Annotated in this window: 14 protein-coding genes; 7 read left to right on the plus strand and 7 right to left on the minus strand. The window is 65.8% G+C overall.

Going from position 1 to position 14,624, the window contains the following annotated elements; translation table 11 throughout:
* Positions 1-5: 5 nt before the first annotated feature.
* Positions 6-1,184: a MalY/PatB family protein gene (locus tag R0382_RS05920; RefSeq protein ID WP_432723195.1), complete on the plus strand. Its 1,179-nt coding sequence runs from the start codon at positions 6-8 to the stop codon at positions 1,182-1,184.
* Positions 1,185-1,236: 52 nt separating this feature from the next.
* Positions 1,237-2,430 (plus strand): mannose-6-phosphate isomerase, class I, encoded by a 1,194-nt coding sequence (gene manA / locus R0382_RS05925; RefSeq protein WP_432723197.1) that lies wholly within the window; start codon positions 1,237-1,239, stop codon positions 2,428-2,430.
* Positions 2,431-2,508: 78 nt separating this feature from the next.
* Here the strand turns inward: manA and R0382_RS05930 are convergent, their stop codons facing one another.
* Complete coding sequence (locus tag R0382_RS05930; protein WP_432723198.1) at positions 2,509-3,759, minus strand: DEAD/DEAH box helicase; 1,251 nt, start codon at positions 3,757-3,759, stop codon at positions 2,509-2,511.
* 391 nt (positions 3,760-4,150) lie between these two features.
* On the opposite strand from R0382_RS05930, the gene R0382_RS05935 reads away from it, so the two are divergent.
* A complete protein-coding gene (locus tag R0382_RS05935) occupies positions 4,151-5,011 on the plus strand; it encodes a DMT family transporter (protein ID WP_432723200.1) in 861 nt (286 codons plus the stop codon).
* A 75-nt stretch (positions 5,012-5,086) separates the two neighbouring features.
* Here the strand turns inward: R0382_RS05935 and R0382_RS05940 are convergent, their stop codons facing one another.
* From R0382_RS05940 to R0382_RS05955, 4 genes are read right to left on the minus strand one after another with little or no spacing between them, the layout of a single operon-like run.
* Positions 5,087-5,581: a GNAT family N-acetyltransferase gene (locus R0382_RS05940; RefSeq protein WP_432723202.1), complete on the minus strand. Its 495-nt coding sequence runs from the start codon at positions 5,579-5,581 to the stop codon at positions 5,087-5,089.
* A gap of 16 nt (positions 5,582-5,597) precedes the next feature.
* Positions 5,598-6,836, minus strand: coding sequence for an AmpG family muropeptide MFS transporter (locus R0382_RS05945; protein WP_432723203.1), 1,239 nt, complete (start codon positions 6,834-6,836; stop codon positions 5,598-5,600).
* A 36-nt stretch (positions 6,837-6,872) separates the two neighbouring features.
* Positions 6,873-7,157, minus strand: a complete 285-nt coding sequence (locus tag R0382_RS05950) for a hypothetical protein (RefSeq protein ID WP_432723204.1) — start codon at positions 7,155-7,157, stop codon at positions 6,873-6,875.
* Positions 7,158-7,196: 39 nt separating this feature from the next.
* On the minus strand, positions 7,197-7,973 hold the full coding sequence (locus R0382_RS05955) for an exodeoxyribonuclease III (protein WP_432723206.1): 777 nt from the start codon (positions 7,971-7,973) through the stop codon (positions 7,197-7,199).
* A 147-nt stretch (positions 7,974-8,120) separates the two neighbouring features.
* On the opposite strand from R0382_RS05955, the gene pyrE reads away from it, so the two are divergent.
* From pyrE to ppgK, 3 genes are all read left to right on the plus strand, one after another.
* Positions 8,121-8,762, plus strand: coding sequence for an orotate phosphoribosyltransferase (pyrE, locus tag R0382_RS05960; RefSeq protein ID WP_432723207.1), 642 nt, complete (start codon positions 8,121-8,123; stop codon positions 8,760-8,762).
* Between the two features lie 54 nt (positions 8,763-8,816).
* Complete coding sequence (locus R0382_RS05965) at positions 8,817-9,398, plus strand: DUF4124 domain-containing protein (RefSeq protein WP_432723209.1); 582 nt, start codon at positions 8,817-8,819, stop codon at positions 9,396-9,398.
* A gap of 85 nt (positions 9,399-9,483) precedes the next feature.
* Positions 9,484-10,260 carry a polyphosphate--glucose phosphotransferase gene (gene ppgK / locus R0382_RS05970; protein ID WP_432723211.1) on the plus strand — a complete coding sequence of 259 codons (777 nt, stop codon included), beginning with the start codon at positions 9,484-9,486 and terminating at the stop codon, positions 10,258-10,260.
* Positions 10,261-10,314: 54 nt separating this feature from the next.
* Here the strand turns inward: ppgK and R0382_RS05975 are convergent, their stop codons facing one another.
* Both R0382_RS05975 and R0382_RS05980 read right to left on the minus strand, forming a co-directional pair.
* Complete coding sequence (locus tag R0382_RS05975) at positions 10,315-11,433, minus strand: BamA/TamA family outer membrane protein (RefSeq protein ID WP_432723212.1); 1,119 nt, start codon at positions 11,431-11,433, stop codon at positions 10,315-10,317.
* Positions 11,434-11,440: 7 nt separating this feature from the next.
* Positions 11,441-12,484 (minus strand): hypothetical protein, encoded by a 1,044-nt coding sequence (locus R0382_RS05980; protein ID WP_432723213.1) that lies wholly within the window; start codon positions 12,482-12,484, stop codon positions 11,441-11,443.
* A 232-nt stretch (positions 12,485-12,716) separates the two neighbouring features.
* On the opposite strand from R0382_RS05980, the gene mnmG reads away from it, so the two are divergent.
* Positions 12,717-14,624: a tRNA uridine-5-carboxymethylaminomethyl(34) synthesis enzyme MnmG gene (gene mnmG / locus R0382_RS05985; RefSeq protein WP_432723215.1), complete on the plus strand. Its 1,908-nt coding sequence runs from the start codon at positions 12,717-12,719 to the stop codon at positions 14,622-14,624.

Consider the following 14,624-nt stretch of genomic DNA (forward strand, 5'->3'; position numbering starts at 1 on the left):
CGGTGATGTTCGATTTTTCGCAAGCCATCGACCGCCGTGGTACCTGGTGCACGCAGTGGGATTACGTCGAAGACCGCTTCGGCCACAAGGACCTGCTGCCGTTCACGATTTCGGACATGGATTTCGCCACCGCGCCGTGCGTGCTCGATGCCTTGCAGCAGCGCGTCGCGCATGGCGTGTTCGGCTACAGCCGCTGGCAGAACGACGCCTTCCCGGCAGCGATCGCGCACTGGTATCGCTGCCGCTTCGACACCGGGATCGATCTGGACCAGCTGGTTTACGCGCCGTCGGTGATTTACGCGGTCGCCCAGCTGATTCGGCTGTGGTCGATGCCCGGCGATGCGGTGGTGATGCATGCGCCGGCGTATGACGCCTTTTACAAGGTCATCGTCGGTAACCAGCGCACCGCGCTGACCAGTCCGCTGCAATATCGCGACGGTGAATGGCATGCCGACATGGACCAGCTCGAAACCCTGCTGGCGCGGCGCGAGGCCAAGGTGCTACTGCTGTGCAGTCCGCACAACCCGACCGGCAAGGTCTGGCGCGACGACGAGCTGGCGACGATGGCGCGACTGTGCGAGCAGTACGATGTCAAGGTGATCAGCGACGAGATCCATATGGACCTCGCCTGGGGCGGTCAGCAGCACCGGCCGTGGAGCGCGTTCGGCCGCTCGCCGTGGGCGCTGTTCACGTCGGCGTCGAAGTCGTTCAACCTGCCGGCGCTCGGCGCCGCTTACGGCCTGATCAGTGATCGTGGCGCGCGCGACACTTATCTGACACTGCTCAAGCATCGTGACGGCTTGTCGTCGCCGTCGGTGCTCGGCCTGAGTGCCCACGTCGCCGCCTACCGCGACGGCGCGCCGTGGCTCGATGCGCTGCGCGACTATCTGACCGGCAACCTGCGCTTCGTGCAGGACCGCCTCGCCGCCGAGCTGCCCGAACTGCAATGGCGCACGCCGCAGGCGACGTATCTGGCGTGGATCGACCTGAACCCGCTCGACATCGACGACGCCGCGCTGCAGCGCATCCTGATCGACCGGTACAAGGTCGCGATTATGCCCGGCGAAACCTATGGCGCGCCCGGCAGAGGCTTCCTGCGCCTGAACGCCGGTTGCCCGCGCGCCAAGCTGGCCGACGGCGTCGAGCGGATGATCGCCGCGATTCGTCAGGCCAGCGGACGTTGACCTTGGCCCGGCTCTGTAGCCGGGCACTTTATTGCACACCACAGAGCTTTACATGAATTCGGTTTATCGCATTTTCGGCCTGCCGCAGGATTACCAATGGGGCGGGCGTCATTTCATTGCCGGGCTGATGTACCCGGAAACCAAGAGTGAAACGGTCGCCGAGTGGTGGCTGGGCGCCCACGAGGCGGCGCCGTCGATCATCATGACGGCGCAAGGGCCGCAGCCGCTGCATTACGCGATCAAACGTCGGCCGAGGCCCTTGCTCGGCGCGGCTGTGCTTGATCGCCATGGCGAGCGGCTGCCTTTTCTGCTCAAGGTGCTCGATGTCGACCAGCCGCTGTCGATCCAGGTGCACCCGGACGCGACGCAGGCCTGTGAAGGCTTCGAGCGCGAGAACCAGGCGGGCGTCGCGCTCGATGCACCGCACCGCAACTACCGAGATCCGTTCCCGAAACCGGAAATGATGGTCGCGCTGTCGCGCTTCTGGTTGCTGCACGGTTTCCGCCAGCCGGCGGTGATCATCGCCGACCTTGAGGCCCGGCCCGAGCTGGCGCCGCTGGCTGACGCGCTGCGCCAGACCAGTCCCGGCGCCTTCTTCCACGATGTGCTGCAGTGGCCGCGTGCGCGCGCCGCCGCCTTGTTCGCGCCGCTGCTCGAGCGTCTGGCCGCGCAGCCCTGCGCCGATATGAGCAATCCCGATTATTGGCTGGCGCGCCTTGGCGGCGCCCATGCCGACGATCCGGGCCTGATGGGCTTGTATCTGCTCAATATCGTGTCGATGGCGCCCGGCGAGGCGATTTACCAGCGCGCCGGCCTGCCGCACGCCTACCTCGCCGGCCGCAATATCGAGATCATGGCCAATTCGGACAACGTGCTGCGCGCCGGCCTGACGCGCAAGCATATCGACGTCGACGAAATGAGTCGGATTCTCGACGATGCGCCGATCGAACCCAATGTGCTGCAGCCGGTGGCGCGCGCGCCGGGCGTGCTTGGCTTCGAGCACGAAGCCAACGATTACTTCCAGCTTGAACAGATCGAACCCGGTGCATGCCAGACGATCAGTTGCGTCAGCCGCGGGCCGGAAATCCTGCTGGTGATCGAAGGCCAGATCACGCTGTTCGCCAACGATGAGCCGTGCCAGCTCGGCCAAGGCGAGAGTGCCTATATCCCGCCGGGCACGACCTATCATCTGTGGAGCGGCCAATCGTGCGTCGCCTATCGGGCGACGACGTCGAAAGCGATCTGAGCACCACTGCGTCAGTTGAAAAAAGCGCCGTGAAGGCGCTTTTTTCATGCCGGCCGCCGTGTGCGGGCTTGGCTGGTGTCAGTCGCCGGTCTTGCCAGCGGCCTCGCGCAGCTTGTCCTTCTTGCTCTTGCGTTTGCCCTTGATGCCGCCGGTGCCGTCCGGATCGGTCACGCTGGCGGGCGGTGCGATTTCGGTCGGCTCGAACCCGGGAATGCATTCGCGCGGCACGCGTTGCTGCTGGCGTTGCTCGATCAGCCGGAAGTGCGCTTCGGTCGCCGGGCTGACGAAGCTGATCGCCACGCCCGACTCGCCGGCGCGGCCGGTGCGGCCGATCCGGTGGACGTAGTCGGTCGGCGAGCGCGGCAGATCGTAGTTGACCACCGCCGGCAGCCGGTCGATGTCGATGCCGCGCGCGGCGACGTCGGTCGCGACGACGACCTGCCAGCGCGACGCCTTGAAGTCGGCGAGTACCTGTTCGCGCCGGCCCTGGCTGAGTTCGCCATGAAACGGCGCGGCGTCGATGCCGGCGCGGTAGAGCTTGTCGGCCAGATTGTCGGCAGCGCTCTTGCTGGCGACGAACACCAGTACCTGCGACCACCGATGTTCGGCAAGCAGCGCCTTGAGCAGCGCGGTGCGCCGGGTGGTGTCGACCGCGATCGCCCGCTGGGCGATCTGCGCGGCACGGGCGGCCTCGGCTTCGATCTCGACCCGCGCCGGATCGCGCAGCAGGGCGTCGGTCAGCGTCTGCACCGCCGGCGGGAAGGTTGCCGAGAAGCACAGGTTCTGCCGCCGCGCCGGCAGCAGTGCGAGGATGCGCTTGAGTTCGTCGGCAAAGCCGAGATCGAGCAGCCGGTCGGCTTCGTCGAGCACCAGCGTCGCGACGTCGCCGAGCTGCAGCGCATTGTGGTCGACCAGATCGAGCAGCCGCCCCGGTGTCGCGACGACGATGTCGGCGCCGCCGCGCAGCCGTAGCATCTGCGGATTGATCGAGACGCCGCCGAAGGCGATGACGACCTTGGGGGCTTCGGCCAGCAATTCGCCGAGCTGGCGCAGCGTCTCGCCGACCTGGGCGGCGAGTTCGCGCGTCGGCACCAGCACCAGCGCGCCCAGCCGGCGCGGCTTCACCATCGGCCGGGCCAGCCATTGCTGCAGCAAGGGCAGCGCAAAGGCTGCGGTCTTGCCCGAGCCGGTCTGCGCCTGCGCCCGGACATCGCGACCTTGCAGGATGAGCGGAATCGCCGCGCGCTGGATCGGCGTCGGGCTGAGAAAACCTTGCTCGCGAACGGCGTGGACAAGGGCCGGCGCGAGGCCGAGCTGGGCGAAAGGCATGAGCGGGTTCCGGTGGCGGCGCGGGAGCGCGGAGTCTAGCGTGTTGCCGTGGTACATGGCACGGCAATCTGCCTGATCTCCCAAGCTGTTTATGCGCTTTTTTGGCGCGGCCCTCAGGGTTCGTTGCTCTGCCGGCGGATGGCCGTGTCGCGAGCCGCTTGCGGTCCCCGCGCCGCGCCGGGGTCGGTGGCCGACGAATCCCGGTGGCACGGCTTGCCCGCCATCCGGTTCCACAGCGGAAGCGGCCGCGAAAAGGTGCCCGGCGTCGACGTGGCAGGGCGGCAAGAAACGGCTGGCGAGATGGCGGCGGATCGCCGATGCTGTGCGGCATCCATCCAATCTCGTCGTGACCGCGCTCGATCGCCGGGGCGCGGCGACACAGGAGTCCGCCATGCCCCCTGTCGTGCTGATGTTGCTGCTGGCCGCGCTCTGGGGCGCGTCGTTTCTGTTCATGCGCGTGGCGGCGCCGGTACTCGGGCCGGTGTGGCTGATCGGGTTGCGCGTCCTGGTCGCGGCGCTGTTCCTGCTCGCGGTGGCGCTGGCGACCCGGCGAGCCTTGCAGCGGCCCAATGCGCGGCACTATCTGGTGCTCGGCCTGTTCAACACCGGCCTGCCTTTCCTGTGCTACGGCTTTGCCGCGCTGAGCCTGCCGGCGTCGATGATGGCCATCCTCAACGCAACGGCGCCGATCTGGGGTGTGCTGGTCGGCTGGGCGTGGCTGGGTCAGCGGCCCGGGCTACGGGTGGTTGCCGGTCTGGCGCTTGGCGTCGTCGGCGTCGCGGTGCTGGTCGGCGGCGGCCGTTTCGACGTCGCCGCCCTGCCTGCGGTCGCGGCCTGCCTGATGGCGACGCTGAGCTATGCGATCGCCAGCCATTACAGCAAGCGTTACGCGCAATCGCTGCCCGCCTTCGAGGCCGCGCACGGCAGCATGTGGGGCGCGGTGGTGTGGCTGGCGCTGCCGGTGTTCGCCGTCTCGGCACCGGCCGTGCCGCTGCCGTCGGTCTGGCTGGCGGTGCTGGCACTTGGCGTGGCCTGCACCGGCGCGGCCTATCTGCTGTATTTCCGCCTGATCGCGGCGATCGGCGCGGCGCAGGCGCTGACGGTGACCTTCTTGATTCCGGTATTCGGCGTGTTGTGGGGGGCGCTGTTCCTTGGCGAGCGGCTGGGATTGAGCGCGTTCGGTGGCGCGCTGCTGGTGCTCGCTGGCACCGCGCTGGTCACCGGTTTCGTGCCGGCCAGACTGAAGCGCTAATCCGTCCGCCACCTCTCGCAGGAACACCATCCCGCAGGCGGTGCGGTTTGCGACCGCCAGCGGGGTTTTGTGCGGCTAAAGACGGCGGCCGACGATGACGAGGTCGCGCTCGACGCCATCGAGCTCGGCGACCTTGGGCAGATGGCCCCAGGTCGAAAAGCCGAAGCGCTCGAATAGCGCCAGGCTGGGGGCGTTGTGGCCGAAGATGAAGCCGAGCAGCGTCTGCACGCCGATCGCCGGCGCATGCGCGATCGCCGCGGCGAGCAGGTAGCGACCGAGTCCGCGGCCGCGGAAGGCGTCGGCGATATAGATGCTCAGCTCGCAGGTCTTGTCGTACGCCGGGCGGCCGTAGAACGACGAGTAGCTGAGCCAGCCGGCGATCACGCCATCGACCTCGACGACCCACAGCGGCCGGAAATCCGCCGTGTGTTCGGCAAACCATGCTTCGCGGCTGGCGACGCTGACCGGCTCGGTATCGGCGGTGACGAGGCGCGACGGCACGGTGCTGTTGTAGATCGCGACGATCCGGTCGAGATCGGCGCGGGTGGCAAGGCGGTGCTGGTAGGTCATTCGCTACGGTTCCGGATCAGTGGACGTCGAGCTCGCGGATGCGTGCGCGCATCGCCCACACGAGCAGCATGCCCGGCACGCCGCAGACGACCGAGAACACGAAGAAATCGGCCCAGCCGAGCTGCGTGACGAGGTAGCCGGCGGCCGGGCCGACATAGACGCGGCCGAACGCCGCCAGCGCCGACAGCAGCGCGTACTGGGTGGCGGTGAAGCGCGGGTTGCACAGGCTCATCAGCAGCGCCACCGCCGCCGTCGTGCCCATGCCGCCGGCGAGGTTTTCGCAGGCGATCGCGATGAACAGCAGCGTCGGGTCGGGTACGCCGCCGGTGGCGATCAGCCAGTAGCCGAGGTTGGTCAGTGCCTGGGCGATGCCGAAGACCAGCAGCGAGCGGTACAGACCGAGCCGGACCATCCACGCCGCGCCGATAAAGCCGCCGACAATGGTCGCGATCAGCCCGAATACCTTGTTGGCCTCGCCGATGATCGTCTTGCTGTAGCCCATGTCGAGCAGGAATTTGGTCGACAGCGAGCCGGCGAACGCATCGCCGAGCTTGTAGGCGATCACCAGCGCCAGCAGCAGCCAGGCGCCACGGCGCGAGAAGAACTCCTTCCATGGCTCGACCACGGCTTCTTCGAGCGTTTTCGGCGCGCGGGCGTCGGTTTGCGGTTCGGGCGAAAAAAAGGTGAACACCGCCAGCACGGCGACGACCGCCGCCATCACCCAGTAGGTCTGCTGCCAGTTGAACAGCGTATCGGCGAGGATCAGCGCGCCAGCGCCGCTGGTCAGCATCGCCATCCGGTAGCCGAACACGCCGACCGCCGCCGCCGCGCCGCGCTCCTCGTGGCGGACCAGTTCGGTGCGATAGGCGTCGATCGCGATGTCCTGCGTCGCCGAGAAGAACGCCACCATCAGCGCCAGCACCGCATAGGTCATCAGGTGCTCGGCCGGGTTCAAGCCACCCATGGTCGCGATCACCGCGGCGAGCAGCAGCTGCATCGCCATCATCCAGCCACGGCGCCGGCCCGGCGGAATCGGGAAGCGGTCGAGCAGCGGCGACCAGAGGAATTTCCACGTGTAGGGCTGGCCGACGAGGGTGAACCAGCCGATGGTTTTGACATCAAGCCCGGCGTCCGACAGCACTGCCTGCAAGGTCGAGCCGGTCAGCGCCAGCGGCAGCCCCGACGCGAAACCGATGAACATCGCCGCGGCGATGCGGCGGTTGGTGAAGACGGCAAAGTAGTCGCGGAAGGGCATGGCGCAGGGGTGAGTTCGAGAGCTTTTCTTATGGGGTCAGTCGTCGCCCGAAGCGGACGACTGGAGCGGGTGATTTGGCACTATGCGCTTTGCTAGAGCCATTACCAAGTGTTCGTTGCCGTGGAGGGAAAGGCCTACATAGGTCTCGAAAACTGCTTCAAGGTGCCCGCCGGGGATTGTGATTTTGTAGCGGATCACTTCTTGTGATCCACCTAAGGTCCAATCGGATTTATCGATCGACCCACCCAGAGCACGCACTTCATTTTCGAGTCGCATAACAAGCGACTCGTCGTATTCGTCCCCCAGTACAACATTGATCATGTCGGGCCGATTTTCATTCGCCGTCTCGCCGCTGCAAATTCAGAACGGATAGTCGTAGTCGATGACCAGCGGTGCATGGTCGGAGAACTTGACGTCCTTGTAGACGAAGCCGGCCTTGGCCGTGGCGGCGAGGCCCGGTGTGGCGACGTGGTAGTCGATGCGCCAGCCGACGTCCTTGGCATAGGCCTGGCCGCGGTTGCTCCACCAGGTGTAACCGGCGATGTCGGGGTAGAGCGTGCGCCAGACGTCGACGAGCTTGAGCTCGGAGAAGACTTCGCCGATCCACTTGCGTTCCTCGGGCAGGAAGCCCGAGTTCTTCAGATTGCCCTTCCAGTTCTTCAGGTCGATCTCGTTGTGGGCGATGTTCCAGTCGCCGAGCACGACGACATCGCGACCGCTTGCTGCGAGCTGGGCCAGATGCGGCCAGAACTTGGCCATGAAGTCGAACTTCACCTGCTGGCGCTCTTCCGAGCTGGAGCCGGACGGCAGGTAGAGCGAAATCACCGACAGCTTGCCCCAGCGCGCTTCGATATAGCGGCCCTCGGCGTCGAATTCGGCGATGCCGAGTCCTTCGATCACTTCGTCGGGTTCGCGCCGGCAATACAGGCCGACGCCGCTGTAACCTTTCTTCTCGGCGTAGTGGAAATAGCCCCGGTAGCCATCGGGCGCGCGCATTGCGTCGGAAAGGTCTGGGCCTTGCGCCTTGAGTTCCTGCAATGCGACGACGTCGGCGCCGGATTCGCGGCTCAGCCAATCGAGAAAGCCCTTGTTGCTGGCCGAACGGATACCGTTGAGGTTGGCGCTGACGATACGCATTGCTTCTCCTTGGGCTGGGCATGCGGGCCGGCTTGACCCGCGTGATATGCTGTTTTTCGTCACACGGCACCGAAAATGGTCAGCTTTTTACTTACAAATGGCTGAACGATATGCGGCCGTATTAACATCTGAAACAGGAGTAAAGCCATGTCCGATTTCCGCCGGGAATTCATCGAATTCGCCGTGGCACAGAACGTGCTTTTGTTCGGTGAGTTTATCACCAAAGCCGGGCGTACCTCGCCGTACTTCTTCAACGCGGGGCTGTTCAGCGACGGGGCGTCGGTGGGCGAACTGGCGCGCTGCTATGCGCAGGCGGCGCTGGCGTCCAAGGTCGAGTTCGACGTGCTGTTCGGGCCGGCCTACAAGGGCATCGTGCTGGCGGCGGCGACCGCGGTCAAGCTGGCCGAAGCGGGCCACAACGTGCCGTTTGCGTTCAACCGCAAGGAAGCGAAGGACCATGGCGAAGGCGGTGTGCTGGTCGGCGCGCCGCTCAAGGGCCGGGTGCTGATCATCGACGACGTGATCTCGGCCGGCACCAGCGTGCGCGAATCGGTCAACCTGATCCGCGCCCAGGGCGCCGAGCCGGCCGGTGTGCTGATCGCGCTGGACCGGATGGAACGCGGTACCGGCGCGCTGTCGGCGGTGCAGGAAGTGGAACAGCAGTTCGGCATTCCGGTGATTCCGATTGCCACGCTGAATGATTTGGTGGGATATCTGGAAAACGGTAAGGACATGGCCGACAAACTGGCCCGTGTCCGCGACTACCGCGCCCAGTACGGCATCGCATAAGGATCTGCGTACAAGCAGGCGGCCGGGGCGCGCATAACGACAAGAGGGTGAGTGATGCGTGGGGTGGTTCTGGGATTGATGCTGGTGGCGCTGTCGGCACAGGCCGCGCCGCTGTACCGCTGGATTGACGACAACGGCAATGTGCAGTTCAGCGACAAGCCGCCAGTCAATAACCCTAAGAGCGGCGTGACCGAGCTCGACAGGCGCGGCATGGTCAAGCGCGCGCCGGAGAAGCCGATCTCCGACGACGAGCGCGCGCGCCAGCAGGCCGAGGCACAGCAGCGCAAGGACGCGCAGCGGCGCGACAAGGCGCTGCTGCAGTCGTTCTCCAAGCCCGAGGAGATCGATTTGCTGCGCGACCGGCAGATCGAGGCGCTGCTGGGCGGTATCCAGACCAACAAATTGCGGCGCCAGAGTGCCGAACAGCGCTTGGCGCGGCAACAGCAACAGCAGCAGCGCCTGCTCAAGGCCAAGAAGGCCGTGCCGGCCGACCTCGATGCCGATATCGCGATCAGCCAGAAGGAACTGGTCGATCTCGACGCCGATTCCAAGACCAAGCTGACCGATATCGACGCAGTGAAACGCCGTGCCGACGCCGACAAGAAGCGGCTGGCCGAATTGCGCGGGTCGAATTGATCCTGCGCAGCGAGTTGGCTGCTTCGGCTTGACATCGGCGCGTCCGGCGGCGATCTTCGCGCGATCAAGACGAGAGGGCGAAGGCATGGAGCGCATGGCGGCAGTAGCGGGAACGGTGTTGGGGATCGACATTGGCGGTACCGGCATCAAGGGCGCGCCGGTCAACGTCGAAACCGGTGAATTGCTGGCCGAGCGCCACAAGATCGACACGCCGCAACCGTCGACGCCGGAAGCCGTCGGCAAGGTCGTTCGCGAGTTGGTCGAGCATTTCGGCTGGACCGGCCCGATCGGCTGTACCTTTCCGGCCATTGTCCACAACGGCGTGACGCTGTCGGCGGCCAACGTCGACAAAACCTGGCTCAACGCCCCGGCCGAGCGCATCCTCGCCGATGCCACCGGCCTGCCGCTGACGCTGGTCAACGATGCCGACGCCGCCGGTCTGGCCGAAGCGCAGTTCGGCGCCGCGCGCGGTCGCGGCGGCAAGGTCGTCGTCATCACGCTTGGCACCGGCATCGGTTCGGCGCTGATCGTCGACGGCCGGCTGATCCGCAACACCGAATTCGGCCACCTGATCTTCCCGCAGGACGCCATCGCCGAAAAGTACTGCTCGGCCAAGGCCAAGGAAGACCTTGACCTTAAGTGGAAGGACTACACGCCACGGCTCAACGCCTATCTGCAGCATCTGGATCTGCTGCTGTCGCCGGATCTGGTGATCATCGGCGGCGGCATCAGCCGCAAGCACGAGAAGTTCATCCCCGACCTGACCGGCCTGCGGTACGACGTCGTGCCGGCGGCGCTGCAGAACAACGCCGGCATTGTTGGCGCTGCGGTCGAAGCGGCACGCTGCGCCGCAGCGGACTGAGGCCTGCCGGCAAGCCGCAGGCTCCGTTTCCCGGGGCTGGCGCCGGGCCGCTGATCAGAAGGCTTCGTTGATCTGGAAGTACACGCCGGCGGTATCGCGGCCGACGCCGAAATCGAGCCGCACATTGACGCGCGGCTTGAACTCGAAACGGTAGCCGACGCCGACCGTCGGCAGCCACGGTGCATCCTTGCCAAGGCCGCCGACCGAGTCGGCCAGCGTGCCGGCACCGCCCCAGAACACCACGCCGTGGCGGCCGGTGATGTGGTGGCGGTATTCCAGCTGTGCCGACACCACGTCCTTGTCGCGGTACTGGCCGAGGAAATAGCCCCGCATCCGGTTGCCGTTGCCCAGCTGCGACATCATCGTCCACGGCACGTCGCCCCAGGCCAGATGGCTGTAGACGTCGAGCGCCAGCACATCACGCTCGCCGACCGGCAGGTAGTAGTCGTAGATCGTTTCCAGCGTCTGGAAGCGGTTGTCGCTGCCGAGGCCGGGTGCGTAGAACGCCGCATTCACTTGCAGCGCCTGGCCGTGTTTGGGGTTGGGAACGAAATCGCGCGTGTCATAGTAGAAGTGCGCGGTGATGCCCGACGCCAGCACCGAGGCGCCGTCCGGATCGGTGGCGATCGCGCTGCCGGTTTCGACCTCGGCCGCGTGCGTCTGTTGCAGGCTCCAGCCGACGCCGACATAGGTATTCGGTGCGATCCGCCGGAGCAGCTTCGGCGACAGCGAGAACTCTTCCTTGGTGTAACCGTGCTTGTTGGCGTCGTCGCTGCCGGCGTCATAGCCGACGCCCCAGTACGAGGTCGGCAGATTGACGATCATGCCGCTGGCAAGGAAGCGCCAGCCGTCGTCGCCGAAATAGCTGCTGTTGTCGAAGCCGATGCCCATCGCGCCGACCGAGCTGATAAAGCCCTTCAGCGTCAGCGTCGACAGCTGGGTATCGGGCTCGGCGCCCGGCGGCTTGTACAGGCCGACCGCGGCCATGCCGATGCCGACGCCCATTTCCGGGTTGTAGAACGGTCCGGGCAGCACGCCCCAGTCGATGCCGTGGCTCAGGTCGACTTCCTTCGATGCGCCGAGGCGGGCCAGCGTACGGTCGAGCCAGCCCTCGTCGGCGCGGGCGCCGGCGGCGAGCATCAGCGCACACAGCGCCAGCAATCGGAGTGTCATCTCGGGTCTAGAAACGGTAGAAGGCGCTGAGAATGTAACCCTGCCGCGCGCCGAAGCCGAGCTCGGCCAGCAGGCTGATATTGCGGTTGACCATCCAGTGGAAACCGGCCAACCCGTTCCACGGATTGGCGATCTTCTCGTCGATGCTGAAATTGAGCTTGGTGTCCTGGCCGATCATCTCGGCCGTCGGCGCGGTGAACGTGCCGGTGATGGTGACGCTGGCATTGAGGTAGGTCGCGCCGACATAGGTCATCACCGTGCCGTAATCGCCGAGCTGCCAGTTGACGCCGACGCGCGGGGCGATGTTCCAGGTCTTGGCGCTGGAGTCGGACATCGATACGTTCGACACCGTGTAGGTCACCGGCAGCGCGAAGTAGACGCTGTCGATATTGCCGGCGAGCGTAAACCCGGCGCCGTAGGAATAACCGTCGTAGCTGGCGCGCGCGGTCGCGGCGATCGTTTTGCCGCACCAGTCGGGCTTGATCCGGCGCTCGCACAGGTCGAGCCCGGTGACGAACTGCACCGCGTCGGCTGCCGGCATCGAAATGCCGATGTCGCCACCGCCCTTGATGTGGCCGACAAGGCCGTAGACGTTCAGGAACGGGAAGATCCACGCGCCGAACTGCACCTGCTCGGACCGGTTCTCGAGCGTGCTTTTCGGAAACGCGACGAAGTCGGCGCTGCGCAGCGACTTGTCGTTGAGCGAGACCCCCAGATTGCTCAGCAGCATATTCTGCCGGCTGTAGTAGTACGACAGGCCGACGTCGTACGGATTGGGCAGGTTGTAACCCTTGTCGATGACGCGTTGGGCAAAAAACGGCAAGGCGTGATCCCACTGCCTGGGCGGCGGCGGCTCGGCGGGCTTGGGTGCATCGGGCAGCAGGTCGAGGGGCTCGGGCAGCGGCGTCACCCGACCCTCGTAAGCCAGCTGCAGTCGCGGCGCCGGGGCTTCGGCCACCGGGGGCGCGTCCAGCACGGTCTCGCCACTGGCCGCGTAGGCGGTCGGGGTCATCAGCAGGCAGGTGATAAGGATGCGGAACACGGTGGTCATGAGGGCCGGATGGGGAGGATGGCGGCACGGAGCGTACCGTTTAGGACGATGGTATCGCCGCGATACCGCCTTGTCCGCCGATTTGTATGCCTGGCCGCAGCGATTGACGCGCTTGCCTGATGGCGGTGATGGGGGGCAGCGACTTCCGTCCGCCGGGCGGGGTCTGCCCTAAGTGACTGTTATCGCGTAGAATATTGTCCCCGTATCCCGTTCAGCGCAGAGAGTGTCTCCCATGCTTTATCCCACCCGTTACGACGTCATCGTCGTCGGCGGCGGCCACGCCGGCACCGAGGCCGCGCTCGCCAGCGCGCGCATGGGGCGCAAGACGCTGCTGCTGACGCACAATATCGAGACGCTCGGGCAGATGAGCTGCAATCCGTCGATCGGCGGTATCGGCAAGGGGCATCTGGTCAAGGAAGTCGACGCGCTCGGCGGCGCAATGGCGCTGGCGACCGATCTAAGCGGCATCCAGTTCAAGACGCTGAACGCCAGCAAGGGCCCGGCGGTGCGGGCGACGCGTGCGCAGGCCGACCGCGTTCGCTACAAGGCGGCGATTCGCCACACGCTGGAAAACCAGCCGAACCTTGATCTGTTTCAGCAGGAAGTCGCCGATCTGACGCTCGCCGGCGATCGCGTCACCGGCGCGGTCACGCAGATCGGCATCCGCTTTGAAGCGAGTGCCGTCGTGCTGACCGCCGGCACCTTCCTCGGTGGCAAGATTCACGTCGGGCTCGAGAACCACGTCGGCGGCCGCGCCGGCGATCCGGCGTCGATTTCGCTGGCGCTGCGCCTGCGCGAACTGCAACTGCCGGTCGGACGCCTGAAAACCGGCACGCCGCCGCGCATCGACGGCCGCACGATCGATTTCTCCAGGCTCGAAGCGCAGCCGGGCGATACGCCGGAGCCGGTGTTTTCCAGCCGCGGCAATCTGGCCATGCACCCGCAGCAGCTGCCGTGCTGGATCGCGCATACCAACCTGAAGACCCACGACATCCTGCGCAGCGGTTTCGACCGCAGCCCGATGTTCACCGGCAAGATCGAGGGCGTCGGCCCGCGTTACTGCCCGTCGGTCGAGGACAAGATCAACCGCTTTGCCGACAAGGACAGCCACCAGATCTTCCTCGAACCCGAAGGTCTCGATACGCACGAGTACTACCCGGGCGGCTTTTCGACCAGCCTGCCTTTCGATATCCAGATCGACGCGCTCCAGTCTATGGTCGGGCTCGAAAACGCCCGCATCCTGCGTCCCGGTTACGCGATCGAATACGATTATTTCGATCCGCGCGCGCTGAAACAGTCGTTCGAATCGAAGGCAATCGCCGGCCTGTTTTTCGCCGGTCAGATCAACGGCACCACCGGTTACGAAGAGGCCGCCGCGCAAGGGCTGTTCGCCGGCTTGAACGCGGCGCTGTATGCGCGTGACGAAGCGCCGTGGACGCCGGGCCGCGATCAGGCTTACCTCGGCGTGCTGGTCGACGACCTGACCACGCTCGGCGTGACCGAGCCGTACCGGATGTTCACGAGCCGCGCCGAATTCCGGCTGCAATTGCGCGAAGACAACGCCGATTTGCGGTTGACCGAGGCCGGTCGCAAGCTCGGTCTGGTCGGCGACGAACAGTGGGAGCTGTTCTGCACCAAGCGCGACGCGGTCGAGACCGAGCTGCAGCGCTTGCGCTCGACCTGGGTCAACCCGCGCATCCTCGAAGCCGCCGAGGCCGAGCGCGTGCTCGGCAAGGCGATCGAGCGCGAGTACAGCCTGGCCGACCTGTTGCGCCGGCCCGAAGTCAGTTTCGACAGCCTGATGACGCTGGCCTGCGCGCGGCCGAAGGACGGCGACATGGTGACCGATCCGCTCGTCGCCGAACAGGTCGAAATCCAGGTCAAATACCAGGGTTATATCGAACGGCAACAGCACGAAGTGGCCAAACGCGATACCCTCGACGACGTGAAGCTGCCGGCCGATCTCGATTACACGACCGTGTCCGGCCTGTCGAAGGAAGTGCAGCAGAAACTGACCCAACATCGTCCGGAAACGCTCGGCCAGGCCGGGCGCATTTCCGGCATTACCCCGGCGGCGATCGCGCTGCTGCTCGTGCACCTGAAAAAGCTCGCTGGCGCGGGCCATCACAAAGCCGCCTGA

Origin of the sequence: Jeongeupia wiesaeckerbachi, from assembly GCF_050916355.1 — a bacterium.
In the GTDB taxonomy this organism is placed as follows: Bacteria; Pseudomonadota; Gammaproteobacteria; order Burkholderiales; family Chitinibacteraceae; genus Jeongeupia; species Jeongeupia wiesaeckerbachi.

Coding starts and splice junctions, on each gene's coding strand:
- R0382_RS05975 (WP_432723212.1), bottom strand. CDS start 11,433: ATGACACTCCGATTGCTGGCGCTGTGTGCGCTGATGCTCGCCGCCGGC.
- R0382_RS05950 (WP_432723204.1), bottom strand. CDS start 7,157: ATGATCAATGTTGTACTGGGGGACGAATACGACGAGTCGCTTGTTATG.
- ppgK (WP_432723211.1), top strand. CDS start 9,484: ATGGAGCGCATGGCGGCAGTAGCGGGAACGGTGTTGGGGATCGACATT.
- R0382_RS05955 (WP_432723206.1), bottom strand. CDS start 7,973: ATGCGTATCGTCAGCGCCAACCTCAACGGTATCCGTTCGGCCAGCAAC.
- manA (WP_432723197.1), top strand. CDS start 1,237: ATGAATTCGGTTTATCGCATTTTCGGCCTGCCGCAGGATTACCAATGG.
- R0382_RS05965 (WP_432723209.1), top strand. CDS start 8,817: ATGCGTGGGGTGGTTCTGGGATTGATGCTGGTGGCGCTGTCGGCACAG.
- pyrE (WP_432723207.1), top strand. CDS start 8,121: ATGTCCGATTTCCGCCGGGAATTCATCGAATTCGCCGTGGCACAGAAC.
- R0382_RS05935 (WP_432723200.1), top strand. CDS start 4,151: ATGCCCCCTGTCGTGCTGATGTTGCTGCTGGCCGCGCTCTGGGGCGCG.
- R0382_RS05945 (WP_432723203.1), bottom strand. CDS start 6,836: ATGCCCTTCCGCGACTACTTTGCCGTCTTCACCAACCGCCGCATCGCC.
- R0382_RS05930 (WP_432723198.1), bottom strand. CDS start 3,759: ATGCCTTTCGCCCAGCTCGGCCTCGCGCCGGCCCTTGTCCACGCCGTT.
- R0382_RS05920 (WP_432723195.1), top strand. CDS start 6: ATGTTCGATTTTTCGCAAGCCATCGACCGCCGTGGTACCTGGTGCACG.
- R0382_RS05980 (WP_432723213.1), bottom strand. CDS start 12,484: ATGACCACCGTGTTCCGCATCCTTATCACCTGCCTGCTGATGACCCCG.
- R0382_RS05940 (WP_432723202.1), bottom strand. CDS start 5,581: ATGACCTACCAGCACCGCCTTGCCACCCGCGCCGATCTCGACCGGATC.
- mnmG (WP_432723215.1), top strand. CDS start 12,717: ATGCTTTATCCCACCCGTTACGACGTCATCGTCGTCGGCGGCGGCCAC.